Source organism: Daejeonella lutea, assembly GCF_900168015.1.
In the GTDB taxonomy this organism is placed as follows: Bacteria; Bacteroidota; Bacteroidia; order Sphingobacteriales; family Sphingobacteriaceae; genus Daejeonella; species Daejeonella lutea.
In genome coordinates this window covers 665498-677643 of sequence record NZ_FUYR01000002.1, presented here as the reverse complement: position 1 = coordinate 677643, position 12146 = coordinate 665498, and the positions used below count along the sequence as shown (strand labels likewise).

Below are 12146 nucleotides of genomic sequence, written 5' to 3'. Positions count from 1 at the left end.
GCCTACTTTTTGCTTTTTTCTTCCGGCAGCAATTTGAAGTGTGTTGCAACAAAACGGTTATTTACAACTTTACCCTTCACTTCAGCTTTGCGGATTTTTTCGCAAAAACCGTCACTCGCGTGGGCATCTCCATGATCATCGATCTTGGTTCCGTCCACAAAATAGGCTTTGCCCTTGATCCGAACTGCCAGATCACAGTCATTACCCTTCATTTTAAATTGGCACTCCCCGCAGGACGCTTCTACAATTTGAAGGGTCTCTGTTGAATTTTTAGACTGAGTTGGCTTCTTCGTCTGGCTACTAGCAATACCGGCAGTACAAGAAAAAATTAATAAAAGGAGTAGTCTTTTCATGCGATAAATTTAATAAACTTCCAAATTTGAAATGAGTGGTGATGCTTTTGAATCTGTTATGTTAATTCTAATCTTAGAAGTTATAACAGGTTCTATTCTTAGTATACGTTTATATCCAATGGTGGTTGCCTCTGCGGCTTTTTCCCAGGTTCCATTCTTCCAAATATCAACGGAGAACGACTTTATCCGCTGACCCAGCTTGATATATTCCTGCAGGACGACATATTTTACCGTAGTGGCTTTACCAAGATCTACCTCCAAAAATCCTGTGTTTTGGCTGTCGTCCGTCGCCCAATAGGTTTCTTTGTTATCATCAGTCAGATTGTACCCACTGTACTTTTTCGAGCCGCCACGAAATGTGCTGGCAATTACTTTTGCATTCTTTGCAAGATTTGTAGCAAACTCCGTATCAAAAAGCTTCTTATATCCCCGTAATGACTCTACATCTTTTTCATGAAACAAACCCCGCTGATCGGGAGGAATATTCAACAATAAGGTTGAACCGCGTCCAACGGATGTAAGATAGATTTCAAAAAGCTGTCCCGGTGTTTTAACCTTGTCGTCCTCTTTTGCATGATAGAACCAACCTGGCCTGATCGAAACGTCGACTTCTGCGGGAATCCATTTGTCGCCATCTGGCGATCCTGAATTCAGTATCGGCGAAATGCCTGCCTTTCCTGCGTACAATGTGTCCGTAGATATGGTATTCCAATTAGTTTTTCCTGCCAAACCACGTTCATTTCCAACCCACCTAACTCCAGGTCCGGCATCGCTAAAGAAAATTACATTAGGCTGAATCTTGCTTACCACGTCCAGCGTAGTCGGCCAATCATAGTAATTTGAAGCATTAATTTTCCGTGTTTCACGTGCACCGCCATAATAACCATCTCCACCGTTCGCTCCATCAAACCACATTTCGAAGACCGGACCATAATTTGTAAAAAGTTCTTTCAACTGGTTTCGATAATACTCCAGATACCCCGGTTTACCATACTCAGGATGGTTTCTGTCCCAGGGTGAAAGATAAACACCGAACTTAAGCCCGGCCCTACGAGCGGCATCGGCAGTTTCTTTAACAAGATCGCCTTTACCATTTTTGTAAGGGCTATTTTTTATAGAATGTTCCGTGTACTTGCTTGGCCACAACGTAAATCCGTCATGATGCTTGGTGGTAAGAATTAATGTTTTAAATCCTGTCTCTTTTAAAACTTTTGCCCATTGATTTGCGTCCAATGCCGTCGGATTGAAAATGGCTTCCTTTTCATCGCCATATCCCCATTCAAGCCCTGTAAAGGTATTTGTGGTAAAATGCACGAACGCATTTGTTTCCATTTCATGCCATTCCAACTGCTGAGCTGTAGGAACAGGATAAACGGGTTTGGGTGCGGAAACGTCCTTCTTTTGAGCAATAGCTGCCACGGAAAATGTCGCTACGAAAACAAAACTTATTATTCTATACTTCACTTAGCAGTTTTTAGTTTATTCTGTTGAATGCTTCAATGAATTCCAGCCCTGCGCTTTTATTGGATGTACTTTTTCTGATTTAGAAATAAGGTTACAACCGGAAGCAGGTTCAGTAATGTGACCTATAATAGAAATATCGGGGTTATTTTTGATCTTTTCAAAATCTGCCTGCTTTATAGTAAACAGTAATTCATAATCTTCACCGCCATTCAAGGCACAGACTGTAGGATCAATCCCAAAATCACGAGCCGTGTCATATGTCATTGGATCGATGGGGATTTTTTCCTCATAGATATTACAACCTTTGTTGGATTGCTTGCAGATATGAAGAATCTCTGATGCAAGTCCGTCTGAAATATCGATCATGGATGTTGGTTTCACTTTCATTACTTTCAAAGCCTCAACAATATCTTTTCGCGATTCTGGCTTGAGCTGGCGCTCAACAATGTAATCCTTACCTTCAAGGTCGGGTTGAATATTTGGATTTTCAAGGAAAATACCTTTCTCACGTTCCAGCAATTGTAAACCGATGTATGCTCCACCTAAATCACCAGATACACATAATAAGTCACCCTCATTCGCACCGTTCCTGTAACAAATATCCTTCTCATCTGCGTATCCAATGCTTGTTACACTTATAACGAGGCCTTGCTTAGAGGCTGAGGTATCACCACCTACCAGATCAATCCCATACTTCTCACAGGCAACGCTTATTCCCTGATATAATTCTTCAACGGCTTCGAGTGGAAATTTGCTCGACAGTCCAATAGAGACCGTTATTTGCGTTGCTGTTCCGTTCATTGCATAGATATCGCTGAGGTTGACCTGAACAGCTTTATATCCCAGATGCTTTAAAGGAGTATACGCCAGATCAAAGTGAATGCCCTCCAATAAGAGATCAGTTGAAAAAAGCGCTTTCTTTCCCTCAAAGTTTACAACCGCCGCATCATCCCCGATTCCTTTTAGCGATGAATTATTCTTTAATTCGAAATTTTTAGTCAGATGTTCTATCAGGCCAAATTCGCCTAATTGCTCTATCTCTGTGCGTCCTTTATTTTCAAACATGTTAGTTTTTATAAAATACAAAGGTGCTAAAATTCAGCGGAGAATATTTTTTTTAATGTGGATAACGTTTATTCGCAGCAGAATAAATCGCTGATTTTACGATTTTATGGCCAAAAAATTGATTGGAGGCCGGCTGTACCAATTCCTCCTCTAAGGCAATTTATATAGCTGCTTCATTCTAGGATATTCAGATTCCGGAATCTGAACGAGAACAGGGTTTTTTGATTTATCAAGAAAATTGATGAGCCTAAGGATGCTTTCTTCGGTCATAGCAGTACAACCAGCGGTGGGAGCATTATTCTTACTCCATATATGCATAAAAATACATGACCCTTTTCCTGGTACTGCAGGTTTCACATTATAATCCACAAAGATTCCAAATTTGTAAACATCGCTCTTCATTCGCATTGTTTCTGCAGAATCCCAGTCTTTTTTTACGGTATCAGACTTGACTATTTGATTATAAAACGCAGACTTTACATCATCCACACAAAACGTGTTTTGATCAACCTTTAACGAGTTCATCTTAGACGAAATATCCTTATATCCAAAAAGTCCACTTAAATAAAAAATACCGGCAGGTGCCTTTCCATCCCCTTCCTTTTTCAACTTGCCTCTATTTAACTTGTCATCATGCAAGCCTTTACCCCAAGCTAGTCCATTTCGGCCGGTGACAATTGGAATATCCGTAAACACTGCCTGCCATCTGTTATTTTTCCACTGATAACTTGTCATTTTACCATTTATACTATTCCATTGAGACGTAGTAACAACCACAAGCTGGGAGGTTTTCATCTCTCTATGGATATCACTTGATCTCCCAAAAAGCAACGAAAATAATATCAGCAGAAAATAACTCATGCGGCGGAAGTTATGGCCTTTTTAAGCCAATTTTTACCTTCAGTGAAACGGGTAACCATCATTGCACAAACGGTATCACCACAGGCATTTAATAAGGTAGCCATAGGGTCAACAAGAGTACCAATGATCATCACTACAGGAAGCATTTCGATTGGAAAATTGTACACCGTCATCACCAGTATTTCACCAATATAACCACCGTTAGGAATTCCTCCCTCTACTGTACTGACAATTACGGTAATTCCTAAAGCCACCAATATCGTATAGGGATCTGTAAAATCCTTACCCATAATTGCAAAAACGGCAGCAATCTTTATTATTGAAGAAATACTTGACCCATCCTTGTGAATCGGTGCTCCAAGCGGGATAGCCAAATTTGCAATGTGTTCAGGCACTTTCATTGCTTTAGCTGCAGCTAAATTTGCCGGAATTGTTGCCACACTACTGCAGGTGCTCAATGCGGTGAAAGATGGGATAATATTATTCTTCCAATATATGTTTACCCCCGGAATACCAGCTGCAATAAATGCGTAAAAACTAAAGAATACAACAAAATAAATTGTACAAAGTCCGTAGTAAATAGCCATTGAATGTGCATAAGTTCCGAATAATTGAGGACCAAATACACCTATTTGGTAGGCAAAATATGCTCCCAGTCCTATTGGGGCCAGTTTCATGATCAGAATAAGTAATTGTTTCATCACTTCATCCCCTCCGGTAAGAAATCGTTTAAACGATTCACCGGCTTCGCCAGAACGTGAAGCCGCAAAACCTACCAGAAATGAAAAAATAATGAAAGCAAGCATACTCTTTCGGGATAAGAGCTCATAAAATTCATTTACTGTTAATAAACTTGCAGCCTGATCGCCGAAACTTTGCGGCTTAAGCTCCTCAGTAACCGTGGCAACCGTATCAATGTTCTGTGGAAGAGGAAACATCCAAACTGCAAGAACAGTAAGTATTGCGGATATTAACACTGTACCTACAAATACAGAGAACATTACAACCATGACCTTACCCATTTTTTTTGTGCGGTCAATGTTTGCGATGGACGAAGATATAGCAAAAAAAATGAGCGGTATAACAGCCGTAAATAGCAGGTTCAGAAATATATCGCCAATGGGTTTTAATACTTCTACCTTTTTCCCTAACAGCAATCCTAAAATGGTGCCCGATATTATTCCAATTAGCAATAAAATTATATTGCTGTAATTCTTCAAAAATTCAGAGCGTTTCAATATCATTAAAGGCCCAGTTTAGCTGATATATCTAGCATTCTTTCGATAGGTTTTTTAGCTTTTACTATTATATCCATAGGGACGGTAACTTCAGGCAACCCATTTTTAAGACATAAGTAAAGTTTTTCCAATGTATTTCTCTTCATATGAGGACAATCATTGCATGCACAGGCATTATTTGGAGGAGCCGGAATAAACACTTTTCCCGGATTTGCCTTTTCCATTTGATGAATAATACCACTTTCTGTAGCTACAATAAATTCATTTGCTGGATCATTTATTGTATATTTTAATAAGCCTGTAGTTGAACCGATATAATCCGCCATTTGTAAAACAACTTCCTCACATTCGGGATGAGCAATAAACTTAGCTTCCGGATGCCGGGCTTTGAGCTTCAATATTCGCTGCTGCGAAAATATTTCATGCACCATGCATGCGCCATTCCACAATACCAGGTCGCGCCCCGTTTTTTTAGCTACCCAGGCACCTAAATTTCTATCCGGACCGAAAATAATTTTCTGATCCTTTGGTAAGCTTTCCACAATTTGTACAGCATTAGATGATGTACAAACTATGTCGCTTAATGCTTTTAACTCTGCTGTACAATTCACATAGGTAATTACCAGGTGATCCGGGTATTTCTCCTTGAATTTGGCAAATAGTTTTGGTGGACAACTATCTGATAAAGAACAACCTGCCTTCAAATCTGGCAATAAGACTTTTTTCTCCGGAGATAATATTTTGGCCGTTTCAGCCATAAAATGCACTCCAGCGAACACTATAATATCAGCATCTGTTTTTGCCGCTTCTTGCGATAAACCCAAACTATCTCCGATATAGTCGGCGATATCCTGAATATCAGGTTCCTGATAATAATGTGCCAGGATCACGGCATTCTTTTCTTTTTTTAATCGGTCTATTTCCTGAAAAAGATCCAGCGCCGGATCAATCGGTTCATCAATAAAACCTTTAATATTTAGTTCTTCTAAGGTATTCATTTATCAACTATTCAATAAATACAATTTAATATTTAAAATAGATTCTATTGTTTATTAGGGTGTTGGTTATGTTAGAAAATTGAGATACATTTTTATGAAATAATTGTTTTTAATTAATTATTAACATTATTTCAACACTTGTTTATTGTTATATATCTGATTACTAAATACTTTACTTATCCTAATGTTTTTTTAAAATCTTATTTGTGCAGTTTTTCTGATTAATAAAAAGTGGAATACTTTGGTGATTAGTCTCAAAACTAAATCAAAAATAAGCTAAAATCAGGTCAAACGGTTTACTTATTAGTCTGTTTATAAATTATTCAACCACTATTACCACTAAATTAACATCTTTGATGCGGTTGTTAACAAGATGTAGTATTAAGCAATTATTTAATATTTAATACATGAAAAATGTTGATTTCCTTGTTGTAGGATCGGGGATTGCCGGATTAAGTTTTGCACTAAAGGCTGCAAAATATGGTAAGGTTCTGATAGTTACCAAGGCTAACGAAGATGAGTCGAACACTAAGTATGCTCAGGGTGGTGTTGCAGTTGTTGTGGATAAACAGGAAGATTCTTTCGATAAGCATATAGAAGATACTTTAATTGCCGGTGATGGATTGTGCGACAGACATATTGTTGAAATTGTTGTTACTGAAGGTCCGGCGAGAATTGACGAGATAATCAAATACGGAACCAGTTTTGATAAAACTCAACAAGGTATTTTCGACCTTGCTAAAGAAGGTGGTCACTCAGAAAGCCGTGTATTACACTATAAAGATATAACCGGATTTGAGATCGAAAGGGCACTTCTTGAGAAGATTCATAAGGATCCAAATATTGAAATATTAACCCATTACTTTGCGGTTGAGTTAATAACACAGCATCACACAGGCGATTTTGTTGACAAGCGTTCTGCAGATATCCAATGCTATGGCATATATGCTTTAGATACATCTTCAGGTAAGGTTGAAAAGTTCTTATCACGTGTTACGCTTATGGCATCCGGCGGAGCTGGACATATATATTCAACTACGACTAATCCGGTTATTGCTACCGGTGATGGTATCGCGATGGTTTATCGGGCAAAAGGTAAAGTTCGTAATATGGAGTTTATTCAGTTCCATCCTACTGCTTTATATAATCCAGGTGAGTATCCTTCATTTTTGATATCTGAAGCTGTCAGAGGTTTTGGCGGGGTTTTGAAAACAAGGAACGGTGAGGAGTTTATGCAAAATTACGACGAAAGAGGCTCTCTCGCTCCCAGGGATATAGTTGCCCGAGCTATTGATGCTGAGATGAAGAAATCAGGGGACGATTTTGTATACCTGGATATACGGCACCGCAGTAAAGTAGATATTTTATCTCATTTTCCTAATATATATGCAAAGTGTTTAAGCATTGGATTAGACATGACCAAAGATATGATTCCTGTTACACCGGCAGCTCACTATATGTGCGGCGGTATTCTGGTGGATGAGTATGGGAGATCCTCTATTCACAGATTATATGCTTGTGGAGAATGTTCGTCAACTGGTTTACATGGAGCAAACCGGCTAGCATCTAATTCGCTTTTGGAAGCTCCGGTTTTTGCACATCGGATATTTGAGGATGCAATTAAGAGTTTCAAAAATAACGAGATACCTGACAACATTCCAGAGTGGGACGAAACCGATACCAGGCTATCTAACGAAGATATATTGGTTACCCATAATTTGCGGGAAACCCAGAAGGTAATGAGTGATTATGTTGGAATTGTTCGTTCCGATTTCCGGCTTGAGCGAGCACTTAGGAGATTAGGCCTTTTGCATGAAGAGACTGAGAGCTTTTATAAGAAAACAACTTTGTCTGTGAAATTATGTGAGTTGAGGAATGTCATCCAAAATGCGTATTTGGTGATAAAGTCTGCTATGTTACGTAAGGAGAGTCGTGGACTTCACTATACAACTGATTATAAACCACATGCGCAGGAACCGCATGACACTGTCTTTTAGATCTTACTTATGCCATTAATACTTCCGGTAAAGAATGTTTATCCCCAAATTGGCGAAAAATGTTTTGTTGCGGACAACGCAACCATTGTTGGTGATGTAGTGATTGGTGAGAAATGCTCTGTGTGGTTTAATGCTGTCATCCGTGGCGACGTGAATTACATTAGAATTGGCAACAATACAAATATTCAGGACGGTGCGGTTATTCATTGTACCTATTTAAAAGCTGGAACTGATATTGGCAACAATGTTTCGATCGGTCACAATGCTTTAGTGCACGGGTGTAGGCTGCACGATCACGTGCTTGTTGGTATGGGAGCAATAGTTATGGATAATGCAGTTGTCGAGGAGTTTTGCATAATTGGGGCCGGTGCCATTGTTCTTGAAAATACAGTTTGTGAATCAGGATTTTTGTATGCTGGCATTCCTGCAAAAAAGATAAAGCCGCTTACCTCGGAACAAATGGAGATGCTAAAAAAGCTTCCTCAGAACTATATAATGTATTCTGGTTGGTTTACTCAGGACTAGGTTTGGGGATTGTCATAACTTCTTCTAGATCCCAGTTGGGACGTAAGGAAATTAGTTTTTCGAATGTCCAGGTTTTTTCAGGTTGTTGTTTGCGATATACTTCTCCTGTGTCCCAGATTCCATTTTTGTTTAGATCGTAGATCACCCTGACTCGATATTTTGCTGTTGGGTAAGTAAGATAGTTGAGCGTAGTATTTTTTGAAATTACATCTTGCCGGAAGATTGTTTCTTTTTCTCCCATCCATTGTACAATGTAACTACTAAGAGTATCCGGTACTATAACTTTTATTGAGATATTTCCATAATTATCTTCAGTATCGAGATTAAACCTTTTGATGTACAGTTTTGATTTGTTACCAAATATATCGGTGAATGCGTTTTCATTGAATCTTAGAATATAATCTTTGTTCAACTTCCAGGCGTATTTTATATTAAATGTTCGTGATGTCCCTGGTTGTTTTGAAATTTGATATTTAACGGATACTGAATCTTCCAAAAGACTGATATTTGCCTCTTGAGCTGTTGCAATTGGCGCAGACATTCGTAGGGTTACATCCGATCTTGGTCTTAGTTTCGGACCGATAATGTTGTCGGAAACTAGCACCACCCTGTTATAAGTGTCACGTTTATTTCTTCGAAGGGTTATCGTGTCTAAAGGTGTATCTGCATCGGATACACTTACTTTAAGAGAATCGAAAGTTATTTCAGGTAGCCAAATAAAAGCCGTGTCCTTTGTGTTAGTTATTTCGAAAGTTTTTGTTCGGTCGAGTTCGGTCGGTTCGATAATTTTTACACTTGGTTTTAATAAGGGTTTGTTAAAAGTTAAAAGTATTCGGCCGTCGCTTTCAATTTTGCGTTCAGAGATTGAAAATGTTCTTGGAACAGCTTTAAACACTTGCAATTGAATATTTTCCACGTTTTTATTCAGTACGAGGGGTTGATCTTGAAATCCTATTTCTTCGTTCTGCCCATTGTAAATTCTGTCACCTCCACCTTGTTCACTTAGGGCATAAATTCGGTAAGTATCTTCTCTAAGGTTTTTTAGGCTGAAATTCCCAGCAGTGTCGGTTGTGGTGAAGAAGCTGGCGCGTTTTTTACCGAATAACGAATCTTGACTTAAGGGAAGAATAAAAACAGTTACATCTTTTAGTTTTTCTCTGGTCAGGGAACTTGTAACAGTTCCACTTAGGGATAGGGAGTCAATCTGGTTTCCAGTAGCAAACACATAGGTATAGTTTGGAAGGATATTACTTTCGTTGACATCCGTAATAGCTTTTCCAAAATTGATGGTGTAAGTGGTGTTTGCTTCTAACGGTTGTGAGAATTTAATTTCAAGATTCTGTTTTTTGGCCTTGAATTCGGGAAGTACATCCATTGCTGGGGAAATACTTATCTCACTAAATTCATTTGAAAGTTTTATGAATTCGTCAAATTGTATTTGAACTTCTTTGGCGTTGAAATTTTTGGTTAGATTTTTCGGCGTCTCTTTGATCACCTTTGGAGGTATCGAGTCTCGTGGGCCACCGGTCGGGGATTGAACACTGGCGCACGACGAAAATAGCAGAATCGACAGACTCACTATTAAACATATAGGGAAGAAACACTGCTTTAAAAAATTTGCCATTTATAAGCCCTTGGTCGAATTGTATCTTGTTTTGGAGTATTATGTATACCTAATATGAGAAAGTGTTTTTGAGCGCTTTATTTTGAGCCGAGTTTATTATAAGTCAATTGATTGATAATCAAATGTTTATAATTTATCGGCCCATATGAACCATCAGGACGGAAATATCAGACGGAGAGACACCGGAAATCCTTGAGGCCTGGCCTAGAGTTCGCGGTTTTATTTTCATTAGCTTTTCGCGTGCCTCTTTTGAGAGAGATACGAGATTCAGGTAATTGAATTCCGAATTGATAATATGGTCTTCCATTCTTTTCATTTTTTCAACGATCTCCAGCTCTTTTTCAAAGTAACTTTCGTATTTCACTTTTATTTCTGCCTGTTCAATTGTTTCAAGGTCGAAGCCACTAAGCATTTCATCAAAGCTCTGATCGGAACCTCGTATGTTTTCGAACGTTATTTGAGGCCTGGTTATTAGTTGAAACATTTTGACACTTTGCGATATAGTGGGTGTTCCAGCTGCTTCCAAGGCAGCGTTTACTTTTTCAGGGTTTATCGAAGTCGATTTTAAATAAGAAACTATAGTGTCGGCATTTTCAATTTTTGCATCAACTTTCTTTAAGCGGTCGTCGGAAATCAAACCTAAAGCGTGGCCGATTGGACTTAGGCGGATGTCTGCGTTATCCTGCCGCAGAAGCAAACGATGTTCGGCCCGGGAAGTAAACATTCGATAAGGCTCCTCTGTTCCCTTAGTCACTAAATCGTCAATCAAGACGCCAATATAGGATTCTGATCTTTTAAGTATGAGATCCTCTTTTTGGTTTATTTTTTGGTGAGCATTAATTCCCGCAATCAATCCCTGACACGCTGCTTCTTCATATCCAGTAGTACCATTTATTTGGCCGGCAAAATAAAGGTTATTTAATTTTTTTGTTTCAAGACTCAGTTTTAGTTGAGTTGGCGGAAAGAAATCATATTCAATTGCATATCCAGGGCGAAACATCTTCGCCTTTTCAAATCCGGGTATCTTAGTGAGTGCCCGGTACTGTACATCTTCTGGAAGGGACGTTGAAAATCCGTTGACATATATTTCTACTGTATTCCATCCTTCTGGTTCAACAAAAATTTGATGTCGATCGCGTTCTGCGAACCGGTTTATTTTATCCTCGATTGATGGGCAATATCTGGGGCCGAGTCCTTTGATGCGCCCTGTGAACATGGGTGATTGTTCAAACCCTTCTTTAAGAGTTTCGTGCACCTCCGAGTTTGTGTAAGTAATCCAACAACACCGTTGGTCTTTGGGCAGCTCAAAATCAGTATATGAAAATCGACCCTGAATTTCGTCGCCCCACTGTTCCTCCATTTTGCCGTAATCCAACGAACGCCCGTCAACCCTTGGAGGAGTTCCTGTCTTCATCCTACCAGCCTCAAACCCCATTTCTACAAGTTGTTCCGTTATGCCTGTTGCAGCTTTTTCACCGGTTCTTCCACCACCGAAACGTTTTTCGCCAATGTGTATTTGTCCATTTAGAAATGTTCCATTGGTTAATACCACAGCCTCGCAGGCTATTTCAATACCCAAAGAAGTTTTAACACCAGTAACCTTTCCATCATTTGTAAGTAGTCCAACAACGGTATCCTGCCAGAAATCTACGTTTGGAGTTTGTTCCAGCATTAGCCTCCACTCTTCTGCGAAGCGCATTCTATCTATTTGAGCCCTTGGACTCCACATCGCTGGGCCTTTAGAGCTATTCAGCATTCTAAACTGTAAAGTCGTCTTATCGGATATAATTCCTGAATATCCTCCAAGTGCATCAACCTCACGAACGATTTGTCCCTTTGCTACCCCACCCATCGCTGGATTACAGCTCATCTGAGCTATTGTGCCCATATTCATGGTTATAAGTAACACCCTTGATCCCAAATTGGCTGCAGCCGCAGCTGCTTCACATCCGGCATGGCCGGCACCAACAACTATGATATCGTATTTATTAAACATTCTGTGTGTTCCACGTGGAACCTTT

The 12146-nt window shown here is 39.3% G+C and carries 10 protein-coding genes; 2 read left to right on the top strand and 8 right to left on the bottom strand.

Annotation, left to right across the window (positions count from 1 at the left end; translation table 11 throughout):
- Positions 1–2 precede the first annotated feature (2 nt).
- The 6 genes from B5X60_RS12115 to nadA form a co-directional block, all read right to left on the bottom strand.
- Positions 3–353 carry a DUF6370 family protein gene (locus tag B5X60_RS12115; protein WP_079702950.1) on the bottom strand — a complete coding sequence of 117 codons (351 nt, stop codon included), beginning with the start codon at positions 351–353 and terminating at the stop codon, positions 3–5.
- Positions 354–362: 9 nt separating this feature from the next.
- A complete protein-coding gene (locus tag B5X60_RS12110) occupies positions 363–1817 on the bottom strand; it encodes an alpha-L-fucosidase (protein WP_079702949.1) in 1455 nt (484 codons plus the stop codon).
- 15 nt (positions 1818–1832) lie between these two features.
- Positions 1833–2882, bottom strand: coding sequence for a thiamine-phosphate kinase (gene thiL, locus B5X60_RS12105; RefSeq protein WP_079702948.1), 1050 nt, complete (start codon positions 2880–2882; stop codon positions 1833–1835).
- A 150-nt stretch (positions 2883–3032) separates the two neighbouring features.
- A complete protein-coding gene (locus B5X60_RS12100; RefSeq protein ID WP_079702947.1) occupies positions 3033–3743 on the bottom strand; it encodes a L,D-transpeptidase family protein in 711 nt (236 codons plus the stop codon).
- Entirely contained in the window at positions 3740–4987 is a 1248-nt protein-coding gene (locus B5X60_RS12095) for a dicarboxylate/amino acid:cation symporter (protein ID WP_079702946.1), read from the bottom strand. Before B5X60_RS12095 ends, B5X60_RS12100 begins: the two co-directional genes overlap by 4 nt.
- Positions 4987–5979: a quinolinate synthase NadA gene (gene nadA, locus B5X60_RS12090; protein WP_079702945.1), complete on the bottom strand. Its 993-nt coding sequence runs from the start codon at positions 5977–5979 to the stop codon at positions 4987–4989. The genes B5X60_RS12095 and nadA overlap by 1 nt, the downstream gene beginning before the upstream one ends.
- A 407-nt stretch (positions 5980–6386) precedes the next feature.
- On the opposite strand from nadA, the gene nadB reads away from it, so the two are divergent.
- Positions 6387–7976, top strand: a complete 1590-nt coding sequence (nadB, locus tag B5X60_RS12085) for an L-aspartate oxidase (protein ID WP_079702944.1) — start codon at positions 6387–6389, stop codon at positions 7974–7976.
- A gap of 9 nt (positions 7977–7985) precedes the next feature.
- Positions 7986–8501 (top strand): gamma carbonic anhydrase family protein, encoded by a 516-nt coding sequence (locus tag B5X60_RS12080; RefSeq protein ID WP_079702943.1) that lies wholly within the window; start codon positions 7986–7988, stop codon positions 8499–8501.
- Here the strand turns inward: B5X60_RS12080 and B5X60_RS12075 are convergent.
- Complete coding sequence (locus B5X60_RS12075) at positions 8488–10125, bottom strand: Ig-like domain-containing domain (RefSeq protein WP_079702942.1); 1638 nt, start codon at positions 10123–10125, stop codon at positions 8488–8490. The genes B5X60_RS12080 and B5X60_RS12075 overlap by 14 nt on opposite strands.
- A gap of 133 nt (positions 10126–10258) precedes the next feature.
- The gene (gene mnmG / locus B5X60_RS12070; protein WP_079702941.1) at positions 10259–12121 is read right to left on the bottom strand and encodes a tRNA uridine-5-carboxymethylaminomethyl(34) synthesis enzyme MnmG; all 1863 of its coding nucleotides are present in this window, start codon (positions 12119–12121) and stop codon (positions 10259–10261) included.
- Between the last annotated feature and the right edge of the window lie 25 nt (positions 12122–12146).